The organism is Mammaliicoccus lentus, assembly GCF_947036595.1.
GTDB lineage: Bacteria > Bacillota > Bacilli > Staphylococcales > Staphylococcaceae > Mammaliicoccus > Mammaliicoccus lentus.
Window position 1 is genome coordinate 2,770,287 of the sequence record NZ_OX344834.1, and the last position, 15,920, is coordinate 2,786,206.

A 15,920-nucleotide genomic window follows, 5' to 3' on the forward strand; every position below is an offset into this window, starting at 1 on the left:
AGTCAAAACAAAAAGAGAAGTTTTTCACTTCTCTTTTAATAATTTAATCTATTTAATTTAATAAATCTTTGATTGCTTCATCGATTTCTGGATATTTAAAAGGAAAACGCATCTCTAATAATTTCTTAGGAAATACTCTTTGTACATCTAATATCATTGTCGATTGTTCACCTAAGACCGCCCTTAAAGCAAATTTTGGAGCTGGCAAGAAATGCGGTCTATTTATAGTTTGAGCAATTGTTTTTCCTAACACTTTTTGACGCACAGGGTTTGGACTACAAATATTATACACACCTTGTTTATCTTTATTATTAATTAAAGTTGTTATAGCCTCTTTTAAGTCTTCAAGATGTATCCAGCTCATCCACTGTTCTCCTGAACCTAAAGAACCGCCAACAAAGAATTTATAAGGCTTAACCATTGTAGTCAAAGCCCCTCCCTTATTAGAAAGAATGATACCAAATCTACCGATAACGACTCTTGTTCCTAATTCTTTAAATAATAATGCTGTTTCTTCCCATCTTTCAACGACTGTAGATAAGAAGTCATGAGATAAGAATTGATCATATTCGTCATAAGATACAACTTTGGAAGGTGGATAATAACCAACTGCGCTCGCGTTAAATAATACTTCTGGTGCATAGTCTTGTGCCTCAAAAAATTTAAACAAACGATTCGTTGATTCTATACGGCTATTCATAATAGTTTCTTTATAATCCTCTGTCCAACGGTTCATTAAACTAGCTCCGGCTAAATTGATTACAACATCTATTTTCGGTATTGCTTTTTCCCAATTGTCTTTCGACCAATTAATATAATATAAAGATGTATTGTTAGAATCTCTATCACTTCTCGTTAGAACATAGACCTCATCGTTATTTGCCAAATAATAATCAACTAGTTCACTTCCTACTAAACCTGTGCCACCTGTTATGAGTATTCTTTTCATTTTATCCCTACTTTAATTTAAGTTGTTTTATTTGTTCATCTATAATGGTACTATACCCTTAAATCAAAAAATGACCCATAATAAATAAACGACAAGGAGTAGTTATCATGCATATAAGAAAAGCAACGATTGATGACTTAAATATAATTGTAAAACTAAGAAAACAACAATTAATAGATGAAGGCTCAAACCCCATTATAGATATTGATCATGATTTAGAAACATTTTTTACAAATGTCATAACAGACGAATCTCTTTATCAGCTTTTAGCAGTCGAAAATGAAGAAGTAATTGCTACGGGCGCAATTATTTATTATCCATTTCCTCCTTCATACATAAACCAATCAGGAGAACGTGCATACGTAACTAATATATACACACATCCTAACTTTAGAGGTCGTAGCATCGCACAACAAATTATTTCTTTACTCATTAAAGATGCTGAAGCGCGTGACATTAAAAAAATATTTTTAGCTGCTTCTCCTTTAGGTAAACCCGTTTATAAAAAATTAGGATTTGAAGAAGCACCTGAATGGATGGAAATAAATTATGATTTATAAAATAACGTTAACTAATTAATTTTAAACCGATTGTACTCGCTAGTATGATTCCGATAAATAAAATTCTTTTTATATTTTTGGATTCACCGTAGAATATAATTCCTAATAATGCACCACCGACAGCACCAATGCCTGTCCAAACAGCATAACTCGTACTCATCGAAATACTTTTCATTGCGATTGTTAAACAAATAAAGCTTAAGCCAAAGAATAACATGAGACCTAATAAAGATTTAACGTTATTTCTTTTTGAGTAAATATTAATGAAGAGTACGCCTAACATTTCAAATAAACCTGCCATAATTAATATTAACCAAGCCATTTTAACTTTCCTCCCCTTCTGGTGTAACTAATTTAAGACCTACTACACCGATGATAAGTGTGATGATTAAAATGATTTTGCCAATGACGACTGGCTGTCCGAAAAATACAAAATCAACAATTGTGACACCCGTAGCACCTAAACCAACATAAACTGCATACGATGTTCCAACAGGTAATGCTTTTGAAGCTGTTATTAATAAATAGAAACTAATTACAATAGCTATTAAAGTAACAATCCATTCTAATACGTTACTTGAATGTGTTAAACCAACTACCCAGACCACCTCAAATACTGCACCAATGATAATTTTTAACCAATTCATTATGATTCCTCCTCAAATTAAAAAGCCCGGGAAACTTATATTAAAAATAAGTCTCCCAGGCTTTTATCCTTCCGTGTCACAAGCATTAACTTGTGGCTTTCTCTCGGTCCAGGCTAACATTGTGTTACGGAACCCTAGAAAGCTTTATTAAATTAATTTGAATTATAGCAAATAGATTTTGACTGGTCAATGAAAGTATAATTCGTATCACAAATTAACAAATAACAACACAAATCATATATAATATATATAACAGACTATGATTTAAAGTAATTGAGGTGAAATCATTGAATCATACAGGATATCGTATTAAACAAAGAAGGGAAGAACTTGGATTTACAACATATAAATTAGCTAAACTAGCTGATGTAAACCAGTCTACAATTTCTCGTTATGAAACGGGACAGACTTCTAAACTAACGCCAAAAATGGTCGAAAAATTAGCTATCGCTCTTTCAACAACACCTGCGTATATCATGGGGTGGGTCAATGTCCCTGAAGCTTATGAAGACGAAGAAGACTCCATGCTCATTAATGAATCTATACAATTATTAAGATCTTTAAGTAAAGAGAAGAAAAGAGAAGTTTATCATTTAATAAAAGATATTTCTTCAAAATAATTTATAATGATTTTATAAAAATAAGCATATCACTTTTAACTAAAATATTAGTTAAGTGATATGCTTGTTTATTTTGAATTGGGACTTATGTCCTAAGTGCTTCTAAAATATTTGATTAATCTATTTGAATAGAACCCACATCGCTCGTAATTTTCACTAAATTATCTCCAGATCCTACTTTTTTATTTTTCAATTCTGGTTGATTGATTTTAGCATTACCGACGTCTTGTTCAATATCTAAAAATGTATTCTTTGGTGCTTCATTATATATTAGTTTAATAGCACCTGTGTCTGTCTTAATATTAAGTGGTTTATCAACTGGTACACCATTCATTTTAATTGTTCCTGTGTCTGCTTCTAATTTGCCACTTTCAAAATCTATATTATGCGTTGAAATTTTTCCAGTATCTGAATCCACTTTTAAATTTCCCAATTGTGAATTTGAAATATCTATCATACCTGTATCTACTTTAAATGTTGAAGTTTGAGATTTAATATCTTTAACGCTTAATTTCCCTGTATCTGTTTTTACATTTAAGCTATTTAATTCTTCTGGTACTGTAACTTCAATTTGTGTATGCATGTTTTTAAATAAATCAAAATTTATTATGTCAAATTGATTTTTAACATTAATATCTAAAGTATCGCCTCTAACCTTTGAGCTTACTTGGAAATCATCTTTGCTTCCAACTGATTTCACTTTAAATTGGTTACCTTTTTTAATTTTTACGGCTGCATCTTTTCCATTTACTTTGATATTCTTTATCTCACTTTGGTAAGTTTCATTAATAAGCGTTTCTTCACTCATGTTCTTTGCTGATTTTTGACCTTCTATTAACGTCATAGTGCCAAATACTATAAACAAAATTAATCCAGCACCAAATAATATCCATAATGTTTTCTTCATGATTTAGCACTTCCTTTAACGATAGAAATATTCCATCTTAAATATTTTACAAACAATTTATACGACCATTTCGTTAATAAATAAGTGACTGTAAATATCATTAAACCTAAACCAAAACTAGTTAGGACGACATAAACGTCAATTGATTGTATTGCATCAAATCCATTGTAAAGCCCTTTTACAATCAACATTGCTGGTGTAATTAATAAAGATAATGTTGTCACGATAAAACTAAATAAAATAGAAATAATAATGACAAATGGAATTAAAATAACAAAGAAATTTAATATTCCTAGTCCCATCACAGATATAATGGCTTGCCATACGTTACCCACTTTATTATTTGTTTCTGCTCTATCAAGTGCTAATGTCGCATTGAGCTCTTTAGCAATTTCTTTAGGATGTCCTAGCTCTTTAGCAATCATATCTTCAGTTTGTCCGTCTTCGATACCACTAATAAAATGAGTTTCATATTCATCTAGAATATCGGCACGTTCCTCATCAGAAATATTCTTCAAATGTTTATTTAACGTGTTTAAATATGTCTTTTTATTCATCAATTTCACTCTCCTCTAAAAATAAATCTACCGCTTCTGTAAAGCTCTTCCATTCATCCAACAAACTTTCTAACCTCTCAATTCCTAAATCCGTTATTTTATAATATTTTCTAGCTGGTCCTTCAGTTGAAGGTTTGTAATAAGTCGTTAAATAATCGTCTTTAACTAAACGTCTAAGTAATGGATAAACCGTTCCTTCAGATATCATGATTCTAGGTGTTATTTTTTGAATTAATGAATACCCATATTGGTCTTCACCTTTGATAATAAGTAATACTATAAATTCAAGTGCACCTTTTTTAAATTGTATATTCATAATTTTTCCCCCACATTATTCAGTACTAAACAATGTATAATAGCTGTTGCAAAAAATATACCACACACTATTAAACAATGCAAGGTACTGAACAATAAATAGTCTAGATATATTTATATCAAAAATTAAAAATGCTATATAAAAATAAATTCTCCTAATCCGAAAGTTAACATCTAACGGATTAGGAGAATTATCTTGAACAAGGATTTTCAAATCAAATACTATCTATTTAAGCATCATAATTTTTAAGCATTTTTAAATATTTTTTCATTTTGGAACCTGAAAAATAAAAGTCATAATGACCATTTCTTTCAGTCACTTCATATTTAGTTAAACCAGTTATTTCAAATAGTTGTTCTTTTGTAATTCCTTTTTCTTTAATGATATTATTGAGTTCATCATTTAAAATTTCACTTGATACTGACGTGTTAAAGCCTTGGAAAATTATTAAAATCCAGAACGCGCCTATCCAAAAAGTGAAAGTTGACGTTTTAAATATGGCTAAACATACTATGATTAAAATAGCTGGTATTACAAACATAAATATAAATCGCCGTGGTTTAAATTTAATGTTTTCAATTACTGAATTCAATTAAAATCACCTCATTTAAAATTTTGATTTTCTAAGTTGTTTTTCAATAAATGTACGTTTTTCTTCTAAATGTTCCGGCAAATAAAGTGGTATTTCTTCGAAAGATTTTTGTTCGAACTTCACTTCGTCGATATTGAGTTTCATTGTTGCAACTTCAAAAAGCACTTGGTTAGGATCTCTATAATAAATAGATTTAAAGAAACCTCTATTTTTTATTGATGAGTGTTTCATATTCAATTTATCTAATGTCTTTTCAATTTGAACAAGTGCTTCCTCATCATTTGCTGAGATAGCTACATGATGAATACCCCCAAATCCTTGTTCTTCAAGTTTATTAAATGTGTCATGCACGATATGTATCTCATGATACATACTATGTTGATTGTTATGCAATATCTCAACGGGTAATTGAGTATCGAAAAATGTAGTACGTTCGTACGCTTCCCAATTGTATAATTTTTGGAAAAATTGTTTACTTGCCTCAGGATACTTTGTTCGCATATGTACAGAATCCAATGCAATAATTTGATGCTCTATAGGTATTATACCTTTTTCATCTGTGTAATAATCATCTAAATTCTCTTGATCAGACATAACGATTAAACCTAGTGGTGTCTCGTCTGGACCTTCGAAGCGAATAAGACTGCGGTCAGTGTAAATTTCTAAACCATAGTGACAAACGTCAAGTTCATCGAAGCGTCTTTCCCAGTATTTTAAAGATTCTTTTGAAGGCACTTTAAATAATAATCTATCAAACGCATTCGTACCGAAATGATTATTAGTTCCCTCTTTCATTTCAAATAAAGTTACTTCAGTCCCAGGACGTCCGTATTTATCTGCAAAAAATATATGATACATTTCATAATTTTCTTGATTTACAGTCTTCATTAGCAAATTAAGACCTAATATATTACGATAGAAATTAAAAGATTGTTCTGCGTCATTATTTATAATGGATACATGGTGTATAATTGAATGGTGATTCATACACGACACCCCTTTCAAATTTATGGAGGAGATTTTATGGAATACTTCTTACAAGAAAATCAAAATAACAATACGCTTATTGTACTGTTTCACGGTACTGGGGGCAATCAATATCAGCTGCTACCTATTTCCGGTGAAATAATGCCAGATGTTAATACACTTAGCTTTTTAGGCAACGTTGGTGAAGGCATAGAAAGACGTTTTTTTGCACCACTGAAAAACAATCAACTTGATAGAGATGATTTCAATCATCGTACAAAATCATTCATACAATTTTGGAACCATTTCATTTACGAACATTCATATGATAAAGTCATATTTTTAGGGTACTCAAATGGAGCAAACTTTATACTTGGTCTGCTCGAGCAATCTTTAGCACACGTAGATCAAATTTTACTATTACATCCAGCTCAATTAAATTATAACATTTCAAAAAATTATCATAACACTTCTTTAATTATTACCGCTGGTGCTAACGATTATTCTGCGCTGCCAGGCGATGTGAAAGGTTTAGCAGAACAACTTAAACCTTACTTCAAAAAAGTCCATTTCGAACTATTAGATAGCGGTCATGAACTAGTTGATCCAGAAATAGAGTTATTAAAAAGTTTAATTTAACAATTATAATCTTCCAATTTTAATTTGGAGGATTATTTTTTATTTTAATATTAAAATCTTCCAAAGTTAAATGGTCAATCGCTTTTAACTTAAATAGTTGCGGATGCAATAACCAAATGATGCCTAATATAATAAAGAAACATCCTGTTAAACTAATCATGGAAATAGGATTAATCACTTCTAATAAGAAGCCTCCTATCAAGCTGCCCAATGGCAAACCTATCACACCTAAACTACTAGTAATGGATGTAATGCGTCCTAACATAAATTCTGGAATAATTGCTTGTCCAGCTGATAAAAATAAAATATTAGCTAATCCCACTGAAAGCCAACTGACAGCAAAGAATGCAATATATAGATAAACGGGCAAAATAAATCCTACTAATAAACATATACCCGACATTAAAAATGTGATAACCATGATTTTACCGAACGGAAATTTCTTAATAAAACTTACAACTAAAGTCGATGAAACCATACCTAATGAAATAGCAGACAAGAATAATCCGTAGTATACAGGTTCATTTAAATAATGGGATAAAACCGGTAATGCTGTATAAACTATTCCAATACCAAAATTAACGGAAAAAGCACCAATCTGAAAAATCCATAGCAAAGAATGTCTAACAATATACATACCTTCTACTAAAGATTGCTTATATTCTTTGAAACTGAATTGGTTCGTTATATTTTGGTTTGCTTTTATTTTAATTGTAGAATACATAATTGCTGCTACAACAAACACAATCGTATTCATAACATATAATGAATAAATGCTCACCACTGATATTAAAATAGATATAACAGTATTCAATACTAAATCCATACTTTGATTAGAAAAAGACATCATGGCATTACCGGTTACAATTTTATCTTTTGGTAATAACGAAGGGACTAATTTATTACTAATAGGATAAGACACTTCGCCTAATAGAGCAGCTGATACTACAAGTATGATAATAATAACTGCATTTTCATAGTTGAAAAATAACATAACTGCAATAAACCCAATCAAAACTGCTTGCACAAGCTGAGAATTAATGAGGATTTTCTTCACATTAAAGTGATCAATAACAGGACCATAAAACATTTGTAAACAGCTTGGTATTACAATTAAACTACTCAATAATCCCGTCATAGCTGAACTTTTAGTAATATCGTAAATAAGCCACATCGTGGTAATGAAATAAATACTGTCGGCAGTATTTGTTAGTAACCTCCCAAATATCAAGCGCATAAACGAATGATGTTTTAAGACTGACCGCATTATTCATTATCCTGACGATTAAAAATTTTATCGCTAACTTCAAACCCTACCATGTTTAAATAATATAAAGGTTCTGAGCCATCTTTTTCTTGTTTATCAATATCTTCAATTAATTGATCTAGTCGCTCATTAAAAGATTCAAACTGCGCTTTAGACCACCTAGCTTGAACCGTCTTAGAAATTAACTGTTCATCAGTAGTAATTAAACCATAAGTATTCAAAACATCAATTGTTCTATTAATTTGCGCTAGCATCATACCTTTAGTAGAATTAGAAATTTCTTCTTGATAAACATTCAATAAATGAGGATTCACTTTAAAACCATTATGCGTCGCCACATAATATTTATACACGTTACTCCCTTTAACCTCGCTTCGACTCAATTTAACCATTTCATACTTTTCTAATTCTTTAAGGTGATAAAAAATTTTGGCTTTCGGTATCTCTAGTTTCTTGCCAATTTCAGTTGCTGTCATTTCTTTTTCAATAAGCAACATTGAGATTTCCATTCTCAATTTATCAGAAATACATTTCAGTTCATCAAAAGTATTAATTTCATATCTATTATATTCCATGATTTCCCCTCCATATTTTACGGTTAACTTATTTTAACCGATTAAATAAATTAAAACAAGGGGTATATATTTTAATGATACATGTAAGTCAAAATTTGGTACAAAGTATGGTCTAATCATAATCAACAGAATTTTTAATACTTATAAACACTTTCATGGAAGTTCACTACCTCCCTATGCACGGTTGAATATCTTACTCACTATGGTATGATTTAAAACTGTATTTTATTTTTAAAGGGGAAGTGAATGTTATCAATAAAGAAAAACAATTTTCTAATGTATTTGTATATGCGGCAAGTATTGTTGGTTTCCTTGTAGTAATCGGCGCTATTCTCCCAAAACAATTCGGAGAAATCACTGGTATGATGTCAGCTTGGGTATCGACTACTTTCGGATGGTATTACATGTTACTTTATACAGTTATTTTAGGCTTTACTATTTTCTTAGTCTTTAGCCCTATCGGGAAATTAAAACTTGGAAAACCTGATGACAAACCTGAATTTCATACAGTTTCATGGTTGGCTATGCTATTTAGTGCAGGTATGGGTATTGGTCTTGTGTTCTATGGGGCATCTGAACCAATAGCTCATTACCTCGCTCCTCCAACAGCTAAACCTGAAACAAAAGAGGCAATGGTAGAAGCTTTTAGAGGTTCCTTTATGGACTATGGATTTCACCCTTGGGCAATATATGGAATCGTTGCTTTATGTTTAGCTTATTCTCAATTTCGTAAAGGTGAAAACGGGCTTATATCTAGAACATTACGTCCTATTTTAGGTAATAAAGTTGAAGGCCCTATAGGTACAACAGTAGATGTTATATCTGTCTTCGCTACAATCATAGGTGTAGCTGTCTCTCTAGGTGTAGGTGCTATTCAAATTAATGCAGGTTTAAATTACTTATTTGATGTGCCAAATAATAAACTAGTACAAGGCATTATCATCGTCATTGTAACAGTTCTGTTCTTATATAGTGCTTGGAGCGGTTTAAGTAAAGGTATCCAATATTTAAGTAATTTAAATATGATATTAGCAACTATATTACTCGTTATTTTATTTATAGTTGGCCCTACATTATTAATTTTAAATATGATGACAGCAGGTACTGGTGATTATTTAAACACGCTTATTTATAACAGTTTAGACGTCGCACCATTAAATGAGCAAAAAGAAAAATGGTTGCAAACGTGGACGATATATTACTGGGGTTGGTGGATGAGTTGGAGTCCATTCGTTGGTTTATTTATTGCTCGAATTTCTAAAGGTCGTTCTATTCGTGAATTCGTATGTGGTGTTCTAGGAGTACCTGTAGTAATCAGTATTATATGGTTCACTGTATTCGGTGTTACAGGTATAGAAACTGGAAAAGAACACAATGCTATATTTAAATTGCCTGCAGAAACACAATTATTTGGTATTTTTAATGAACTGCCGTTTGGATTTGTTCTATCAATTGTAGCATTAGCTCTGATTGCATCCTTCTTTATTACATCAGCAGATTCAGCAACATTTGTTTTAGGCATGCAAACATCTTTCGGTAGATTAAATCCATCAGGTTTTGTAAAAATTGTATGGGGCGTTTCTTTATCAGCTATTGCGTATGTATTGTTATTAGCAGGTGGCGATACAGGTCTAGACGCTCTGCAATCCGCCGCAATTATTTCAGCTCTACCATTTAGCTTTGTAATTATTTTGATGGTGATTGCATTCTATAAAGATGCTAACGGTGATCGTAAGTATTTAGGTATGACTATTACACCAAATAAAAGACGTTATCAAGAATATATAGATTCATTTGAGAATGAAAAAAGAGATAGTTCTAAAAAAGAAACTTATTATGATAATGGACCTGTATAATATAAACGTTTTAAGATTCCGAGACATAAAAATTCGTCTCGGGGTCTTTTTTTATGACAATTAGATTTCTGTTCCTCTACCTTTTAAATTTATTATGCTGTGGTAAAATTAGGAAAAAAGGAGGCGGTTATAGTGTATATATTATCTCTTCAAGACGATGAAACAACTCAATTAATAGGTGCATTCAATACTGAAGAAAATGTAGTAAGTTGGATTAATAGTGTTCCTAATGTTAAGAAAGATCATAATGATAACTACATTCTAAAAATTGAAGATTTACCTGAGTTTATTAATATTAAATGGAAGGATTCTATTGTTCCACTTACTCAATATTCCTTTAGTACGGGCGAATACTTATACTTTAGTTGGGAAGAAATAGCATATATGAACCAACACCATGGCATTACTTCAGGTTCGACTAAAATCGATAATTATTATTACGACAATAATGAAGTTAAAGAAGAAATTAAATTAAGACAATCTTTAAAACAAGCCCTTAAAGATTATTTCGAAAAAAATAATCAGCCCTATTACTTCGGTGGTAAAGGTTCTCAAGACGGGGAATACATCAACACTGAAGATGGAACATTTCTACATATTGATCCTTCTACTTTAGAAGAATGGAAGTCTACTCAAGATATCGAAAAAATCCTCAACATAAAGTGACATAAAGGAGTGGGACAGAAATTTCGTTTTATTAAAAAAATTTCGTAGTCCCATTCTATAATATTATTCTAATTTATGTATTCTTTTAGATAATAACCATATAAACCTTCACCATCTTTAGAAAGTACATGTTCGTATCCTTTTAATTCTTTTCTTTCTGTCTTCCATCCTTGTTTCTTATAGAATAACTGACCTTCTTTACTTGTTTCAATAGCACTGAATGGATCATCTTCAGTCTGAAGGCCATAGTCATTTTCACCAACAATCCAAGTTAATGGAAATGTTCCTGATACTATTTCATCTTTTTTTACATGATTTGCTATACCTTCTGTTTTCGGCGAACCCCCGCCACCAAATAGAACCGCTCCTCCTTCTTTAACGTTTAACTTTGGTAATTGATCAATTAACCAATAAGTTGTCATTTCTGAACCACCTGAAAAACTTCCAATCCATAAATGATCATGATTGGGTATAGAAGAGATAAGTTCTATTAAATATTTTGAGTTTTCTTCGCCCTTCTTCCACCAAGTATAGTCATCGGCTGGTGTTTTAGGAACAATTAAAGTTAAATTCTTATCTTTAGCTACCTTCTTAACGCCAAATTTTCCACCTAGATACAACTCTGAATCAGGATGACTTAATTCATAAGCACCGTCACCATGCAACCAAACTAATACACCTTTAGGGTTTGAAACAGGATAAATCATATATTCACCCTCAATTCCATCTTTAGAAGTATAGTGATGTATTTTATTGTCTCTATCAAATTTTAAATTAACAAAAAAATATATAGCAGCCCCTATTACAATAAATGCAACTAGTGCTAAAAGTAACTTCTTTATAACGTTTCACTCCCTGCAAAATTCACCTATCCAAATATGATATTAACTTTATATTACATATATTTGTTAAAAAATTCCATAACAAACAAAACAATTAATAAAATAAGTTTTTCTAAATCTGATTTACTTTGAGCCCTTTAAAACGATATATATTATGTATATAATTATATATATAAATATATAATTGGATGGAGAGAAATTGATATGGAACAATTTAAACATTATTTACTTAAATTCAAATGGCTTATTATTGCAATTATAGCTATTATTATTGTGGCAACTATTATTACATTAGTCGTTAAAAACAAAGCGATAGATGTAAAAGGAGACGTAGATGTAGAATTTTCTGGATATGATAAAAGTGGGAATGCTGCACTAACTGAAGGCTCAGAAGAAAAGATTGAACGTAAACTTTTAGTTCAAGCGCTAAAACAAAGCAAATTTAAAAATAAAGAAGTCATTGATATGATAAAGAATGGCGATGAAGATGATATAGACCCTATGAACTTCAATAACGAAGAACAAAAGAAACTTGAAAAAGCAGAGAAAATATACGATAGCGTTGAGCTCGATACATATAATGATAGTAATTTATCTAATGGTGATAAAACGACAGTAAAATTATCTGTAAAAAAAGGTATTTCAGATGATTACAAACTTAAAGTGAAAGAATTCAAAAAATCATTCAAAGCAGAAGGACTTAAAAAACCTAAAACTGTAACAACTAAAGACATATTCTCTAATATTGAAACGAAATTTACTGGTTTAAACAACTCTGGAAAATTAAACTTAATTACTAAAGATGATGAAAGTGATGGTTATGATATTAGCTCATATAATTTTACCGTCCCTAACAACGGCAACTTGAAAAATGGTGATAAAATAAATTTAGAACTACCAAAAGAATTAATAAGTAATATACAAGACAGTGGTTCAAAAACATTTAAAGGATCAAAAACATATCAAGTTGAAGTTAAAGATTTACCAGATGTTAATGATATAGATAACATTAATGACATTATCGACAAAACAAAAACACAAATTAAAGAAGACAACAAAAGTACGAAGTACAATAAAAAATCAACAGAAATTTTAAGCAGCTATTACAAAATTGGATCTGAAGAAGATGAGTATAGCTTCAGTTATGAAGAAGATGATAACGAATCAGAAAAAGTAACACCAACATCTACGTTAGAACCGGACAAATATACAATACTTACTACAGCCAAAATAACAGACCATGACAAATATTCAGATGATACGACAAGATATAAAGGTTACGGCTATAAAAATTACACACTAGAAGACAAACGCCTCATCAAAGATGAATCCACAACAGAAGTTATGAATAACTTCACAAATGAAAAACAAGAAGACCTTATAAACGAATTAAAGAGCGAAAATTTCGTGAAAGTTGAAACTAAGAAATAGATAATAGACCCTAAAAATTCAGAAGTAAAGCTGAATTTTTAGGGTTTTTTATTTAGCTATAAAGATAATTTAAAGAAAAGGATTTCCATATTTATCATTGTATTTATAAAAGCCATTTCTATACATATAAATCTTTTTTTCGATATTATTCGGACTAGCAAATTCTATTAATTCTAATACTAATTCTGTAAATTCAATAGGAGCTGTACCATTTGCAGTAACTAATTTTCCATCTTTCACTGCTTGTTCTTCTATAAAATTATCCTTAGAATTATATTCATTATAATCTTCCCATAAATAAACGGTATTTCCAGTATGTCTTGAGTCATTTAAGAAACCATGTTTCGCTAAGTAATCAACAGCACCACATATAGCTCCCACAGGAATACCTTTATTAAAGGTTTCTTGCACAAACTTTAATAGTTTATGATTGTCATTGTCCCAAGAATTAGCACCAATCATTATTAAAAGATCATAATTTTTAGGTTCGTCACCAATTATATAATCAATTAAAACAGTAAAACCTCCTAAAGAAACTACCTTCTCTTCAATTGAAATCGTATTAACAGACCAAGATTCACTTTGATTTAAAGTCGAAGACAAATAACTACCTTCCCAATCAGCAAAACCATCTAACAAAAGAAACAATGCTTTTTTCATAATTGAAGACTCCTTTTATTTTATTGTTTTAATCATACAAAATTTAAGGGATAAAATAAATTATTAGATGAATAATTAAATTTATAATTTCCTAGGAAATAGTGATTTATCTAAATTAGTTGATGTTTTTATTTTTCGTTGATGGAAATAATGTATTTGTAATTGTATGCTTTACATAGTAGGAGAAATGATTCCATGGTCTCGAAATTAACTGCACATGAAAATGTAGTTCTATACCTATCATATAGCATTGATGATTAAACAGAGAGGAGTTTCTTTATGATTAATTATGGGATTGTAGGAACAGGTTATTTTGGAGCTGATTTAGCACGCTCCATTAATAAAATTGAAGATGCTAAAGTAATTGCAGTATTTGATCCAAATCATGCAGAGGAAATCGCTGAAGAATTAGAAGCTGAAACGTGTTCAAGTCTCGATGATTTAGTAGCTCGCAATGACATCGATTGTGTTATTGTCGCATCTCCAAGTTATCTTCATCGTGAACCAGTTATTAAAGCTGCTGAAAATGGTAAACATGTTTTTTGCGAAAAACCAATAGCTTTAAATTTTGAAGATTGTAGAGCTATGGTAGATGCCTGTGAAAAAAATAATGTTATCTTCATGGCAGGACATATTATGAATTTCTTTAATGGCGTTCATTATGCAAAAGAACTAGTTACACAAGGCAAAATTGGAAAAGTATTATATTGTCATGCTACTCGTACAGGTTGGGAAGAACAACAATCAAAAGTTTCTTGGAAAAAAATACGTTCTCAATCAGGCGGTCATTTATATCATCACATTCACGAATTAGACTGTATCCAGTTTATTATGGGAGGTCTACCACAGAAAGCTACAATGGTTGGCGGAAATGTTTATCATAAAGGCGATAATTTCGGTGATGAAGACGATATGTTAATTATTAATTTAGAGTATGACGATAATCGATATGCTTTATTAGAATATGGAAATGCCTTTCGTTGGGGAGAACACTACGTCCTTATCGAAGGAACAAAAGGAGCTATCAAACTTGACCTTTATAATACTGGTGGCACACTAAGAATAAAAGGTGAAAAAGAATCACACTTTTTAGTACATGAAACGCAACAAGAAGACGATGAAAGAACTGACATTTACACAGGTCGTGGTATGGATGGTGCGATTGCTTATGGTAAACCAGGCGTCAGATGTCCATTATGGCTTCAAACATGTATTGATAAAGAAATGTCTTATCTTCACAACGTTCTTAAAGGAGGAGATGTAACAGAAGAATATGTTAACCTTCTTAACGGTGTTGCAGCCCTAGAATCGATAGCAACTGCAGATGCATGCACACTTTCATTAAAAGAAGACCGCAAAGTTTCACTTGATGAAATTACGAATTAAGATAATTAGATATTTCTATATATTTAAAGATTTATAATTGAGCTTATTCAATAGATGTGAAATTCGCATCATTAATAAGCTCTTTTTTTATAGTTTTATAAAAATTTTCCATCATTGCATTATCATACATATTTCCTTTTCAACTCATTCTTAATTTAAAATATAAAAATAATATATAAAATAAAAAAGTAAGCTTCAATTAAATTTATTTCCACTATTATTTATTGGAATATATGTTAAAAATTAACACTTAGGCATAAAAACGTAACATTTAGGCAATAAAAGATAAAACAATTGCTTAATTAGATATAATAAACACAAGGTTTACATTTATTTACATAAATGTAAACCTCAATTCAGAAAATATAGATAGTTATAAATGTTTAGTACAATCTGTAACTCAAAATAATAATTCTAGTATAGCTAATAATACTATGATCACAAATAGTTAATTTTTTACCCATTGAGAGCTATTGTCTTAATG

The 15,920-nt window shown here is 30.6% G+C and carries 19 protein-coding genes and 1 riboswitch; of the genes, 7 read left to right on the plus strand and 12 right to left on the minus strand.

The annotated features are described in order from the left end of the window. Positions 1-52: 52 nt before the first annotated feature. On the minus strand, positions 53-949 hold the full coding sequence (locus ACNMOQ_RS13775; RefSeq protein WP_064211294.1) for a TIGR01777 family oxidoreductase: 897 nt from the start codon (positions 947-949) through the stop codon (positions 53-55). A 107-nt stretch (positions 950-1,056) separates the two neighbouring features. Between ACNMOQ_RS13775 and ACNMOQ_RS13780 the strand changes: the two genes are divergently transcribed. Next, entirely contained in the window at positions 1,057-1,509 is a 453-nt protein-coding gene (locus ACNMOQ_RS13780) for a GNAT family N-acetyltransferase (protein WP_416350007.1), read from the plus strand. Positions 1,510-1,516: 7 nt separating this feature from the next. Here the strand turns inward: ACNMOQ_RS13780 and ACNMOQ_RS13785 are convergent, their stop codons facing one another. Together ACNMOQ_RS13785 and ACNMOQ_RS13790 are read right to left on the minus strand one after the other, a co-directional pair. Further along, positions 1,517-1,831 carry a DMT family transporter gene (locus ACNMOQ_RS13785; protein WP_016999239.1) on the minus strand — a complete coding sequence of 105 codons (315 nt, stop codon included), beginning with the start codon at positions 1,829-1,831 and terminating at the stop codon, positions 1,517-1,519. Position 1,832: 1 nt separating this feature from the next. Beyond that, entirely contained in the window at positions 1,833-2,156 is a 324-nt protein-coding gene (locus tag ACNMOQ_RS13790; RefSeq protein ID WP_016999238.1) for a DMT family transporter, read from the minus strand. Positions 2,157-2,206: 50 nt separating this feature from the next. Continuing rightward, positions 2,207-2,305: riboswitch (guanidine-I (ykkC/yxkD leader) on the minus strand. Between the two features lie 129 nt (positions 2,306-2,434). Here ACNMOQ_RS13790 and ACNMOQ_RS13795 point away from each other — a divergent pair. Beyond that, positions 2,435-2,776 carry a helix-turn-helix domain-containing protein gene (locus ACNMOQ_RS13795; RefSeq protein WP_231051521.1) on the plus strand — a complete coding sequence of 114 codons (342 nt, stop codon included), beginning with the start codon at positions 2,435-2,437 and terminating at the stop codon, positions 2,774-2,776. Positions 2,777-2,891: 115 nt separating this feature from the next. Here ACNMOQ_RS13795 and ACNMOQ_RS13800 read toward each other — a convergent pair whose 3' ends face one another. The 5 genes from ACNMOQ_RS13800 to ACNMOQ_RS13820 all read right to left on the minus strand — a co-directional run bounded on the left by ACNMOQ_RS13800 (position 2,892) and on the right by ACNMOQ_RS13820 (position 6,135). Beyond that, the gene (locus ACNMOQ_RS13800; protein ID WP_064204272.1) at positions 2,892-3,683 is read right to left on the minus strand and encodes a DUF4097 family beta strand repeat-containing protein; all 792 of its coding nucleotides are present in this window, start codon (positions 3,681-3,683) and stop codon (positions 2,892-2,894) included. Next, entirely contained in the window at positions 3,680-4,240 is a 561-nt protein-coding gene (locus ACNMOQ_RS13805; RefSeq protein ID WP_064211292.1) for an HAAS signaling domain-containing protein, read from the minus strand. The genes ACNMOQ_RS13800 and ACNMOQ_RS13805 overlap by 4 nt, the downstream gene beginning before the upstream one ends. Next, positions 4,233-4,556, minus strand: coding sequence for a PadR family transcriptional regulator (locus tag ACNMOQ_RS13810; RefSeq protein WP_016999234.1), 324 nt, complete (start codon positions 4,554-4,556; stop codon positions 4,233-4,235). The genes ACNMOQ_RS13805 and ACNMOQ_RS13810 overlap by 8 nt, the downstream gene beginning before the upstream one ends. 229 nt (positions 4,557-4,785) lie before the next feature. Further along, positions 4,786-5,148: a hypothetical protein gene (locus ACNMOQ_RS13815; protein WP_315295746.1), complete on the minus strand. Its 363-nt coding sequence runs from the start codon at positions 5,146-5,148 to the stop codon at positions 4,786-4,788. Positions 5,149-5,163: 15 nt separating this feature from the next. Further along, a complete protein-coding gene (locus tag ACNMOQ_RS13820) occupies positions 5,164-6,135 on the minus strand; it encodes a VOC family protein (protein WP_135031828.1) in 972 nt (323 codons plus the stop codon). A gap of 36 nt (positions 6,136-6,171) precedes the next feature. On the opposite strand from ACNMOQ_RS13820, the gene ACNMOQ_RS13825 reads away from it, so the two are divergent. Then, complete coding sequence (locus ACNMOQ_RS13825; RefSeq protein WP_416350008.1) at positions 6,172-6,753, plus strand: alpha/beta hydrolase; 582 nt, start codon at positions 6,172-6,174, stop codon at positions 6,751-6,753. Positions 6,754-6,772: 19 nt separating this feature from the next. On the opposite strand, the gene ACNMOQ_RS13830 is transcribed toward ACNMOQ_RS13825, so the two are convergent. Together ACNMOQ_RS13830 and ACNMOQ_RS13835 are read right to left on the minus strand one after the other, a co-directional pair. Continuing rightward, complete coding sequence (locus ACNMOQ_RS13830) at positions 6,773-8,020, minus strand: MFS transporter (RefSeq protein WP_257504246.1); 1,248 nt, start codon at positions 8,018-8,020, stop codon at positions 6,773-6,775. After that, positions 8,020-8,595: an ArsR/SmtB family transcription factor gene (locus ACNMOQ_RS13835; RefSeq protein ID WP_016999229.1), complete on the minus strand. Its 576-nt coding sequence runs from the start codon at positions 8,593-8,595 to the stop codon at positions 8,020-8,022. The genes ACNMOQ_RS13830 and ACNMOQ_RS13835 overlap by 1 nt, the downstream gene beginning before the upstream one ends. A 242-nt stretch (positions 8,596-8,837) precedes the next feature. On the opposite strand from ACNMOQ_RS13835, the gene ACNMOQ_RS13840 reads away from it, so the two are divergent. Next, positions 8,838-10,451 (plus strand): BCCT family transporter, encoded by a 1,614-nt coding sequence (locus tag ACNMOQ_RS13840; RefSeq protein WP_064211287.1) that lies wholly within the window; start codon positions 8,838-8,840, stop codon positions 10,449-10,451. Positions 10,452-10,583: 132 nt separating this feature from the next. Beyond that, positions 10,584-11,117: a hypothetical protein gene (locus tag ACNMOQ_RS13845; RefSeq protein ID WP_218708835.1), complete on the plus strand. Its 534-nt coding sequence runs from the start codon at positions 10,584-10,586 to the stop codon at positions 11,115-11,117. Between the two features lie 68 nt (positions 11,118-11,185). Here the strand turns inward: ACNMOQ_RS13845 and ACNMOQ_RS13850 are convergent, their stop codons facing one another. Further along, positions 11,186-11,824, minus strand: a complete 639-nt coding sequence (locus tag ACNMOQ_RS13850; RefSeq protein ID WP_064211285.1) for a hypothetical protein — start codon at positions 11,822-11,824, stop codon at positions 11,186-11,188. Positions 11,825-12,163: 339 nt separating this feature from the next. On the opposite strand from ACNMOQ_RS13850, the gene ACNMOQ_RS13855 reads away from it, so the two are divergent. Next, the gene (locus ACNMOQ_RS13855; RefSeq protein WP_416350009.1) at positions 12,164-13,390 is read left to right on the plus strand and encodes a hypothetical protein; all 1,227 of its coding nucleotides are present in this window, start codon (positions 12,164-12,166) and stop codon (positions 13,388-13,390) included. A 69-nt stretch (positions 13,391-13,459) separates the two neighbouring features. Here the strand turns inward: ACNMOQ_RS13855 and ACNMOQ_RS13860 are convergent, their stop codons facing one another. Continuing rightward, the gene (locus ACNMOQ_RS13860; protein WP_416350010.1) at positions 13,460-14,050 is read right to left on the minus strand and encodes a type 1 glutamine amidotransferase family protein; all 591 of its coding nucleotides are present in this window, start codon (positions 14,048-14,050) and stop codon (positions 13,460-13,462) included. A 279-nt stretch (positions 14,051-14,329) separates the two neighbouring features. Here ACNMOQ_RS13860 and ACNMOQ_RS13865 point away from each other — a divergent pair, with 279 nt between their 5' ends. Further along, positions 14,330-15,436 carry a Gfo/Idh/MocA family protein gene (locus ACNMOQ_RS13865; RefSeq protein WP_257504252.1) on the plus strand — a complete coding sequence of 369 codons (1,107 nt, stop codon included), beginning with the start codon at positions 14,330-14,332 and terminating at the stop codon, positions 15,434-15,436. The last annotated feature ends 484 nt before the right edge of the window (positions 15,437-15,920 follow it).

Excerpts from the sequence above, each read along its gene's own strand:
- ACNMOQ_RS13775 (WP_064211294.1), bottom strand. The coding sequence starts at position 949 with ATGAAAAGAATACTCATAACAGGTGGCACAGGTTTAGTAGGAAGTGAA.
- ACNMOQ_RS13780 (WP_416350007.1), top strand. The coding sequence starts at position 1,057 with ATGCATATAAGAAAAGCAACGATTGATGACTTAAATATAATTGTAAAA.
- ACNMOQ_RS13785 (WP_016999239.1), bottom strand. The coding sequence starts at position 1,831 with ATGGCTTGGTTAATATTAATTATGGCAGGTTTATTTGAAATGTTAGGC.
- ACNMOQ_RS13790 (WP_016999238.1), bottom strand. The coding sequence starts at position 2,156 with ATGAATTGGTTAAAAATTATCATTGGTGCAGTATTTGAGGTGGTCTGG.
- ACNMOQ_RS13800 (WP_064204272.1), bottom strand. The coding sequence starts at position 3,683 with ATGAAGAAAACATTATGGATATTATTTGGTGCTGGATTAATTTTGTTT.
- ACNMOQ_RS13805 (WP_064211292.1), bottom strand. The coding sequence starts at position 4,240 with ATGAATAAAAAGACATATTTAAACACGTTAAATAAACATTTGAAGAAT.
- ACNMOQ_RS13810 (WP_016999234.1), bottom strand. The coding sequence starts at position 4,556 with ATGAATATACAATTTAAAAAAGGTGCACTTGAATTTATAGTATTACTT.
- ACNMOQ_RS13820 (WP_135031828.1), bottom strand. The coding sequence starts at position 6,135 with ATGAATCACCATTCAATTATACACCATGTATCCATTATAAATAATGAC.
- ACNMOQ_RS13825 (WP_416350008.1), top strand. The coding sequence starts at position 6,172 with ATGGAATACTTCTTACAAGAAAATCAAAATAACAATACGCTTATTGTA.
- ACNMOQ_RS13830 (WP_257504246.1), bottom strand. The coding sequence starts at position 8,020 with ATGCGGTCAGTCTTAAAACATCATTCGTTTATGCGCTTGATATTTGGG.
- ACNMOQ_RS13835 (WP_016999229.1), bottom strand. The coding sequence starts at position 8,595 with ATGGAATATAATAGATATGAAATTAATACTTTTGATGAACTGAAATGT.
- ACNMOQ_RS13850 (WP_064211285.1), bottom strand. The coding sequence starts at position 11,824 with ATGATTTATCCTGTTTCAAACCCTAAAGGTGTATTAGTTTGGTTGCAT.
- ACNMOQ_RS13855 (WP_416350009.1), top strand. The coding sequence starts at position 12,164 with ATGGAACAATTTAAACATTATTTACTTAAATTCAAATGGCTTATTATT.
- ACNMOQ_RS13860 (WP_416350010.1), bottom strand. The coding sequence starts at position 14,050 with ATGAAAAAAGCATTGTTTCTTTTGTTAGATGGTTTTGCTGATTGGGAA.
- ACNMOQ_RS13865 (WP_257504252.1), top strand. The coding sequence starts at position 14,330 with ATGATTAATTATGGGATTGTAGGAACAGGTTATTTTGGAGCTGATTTA.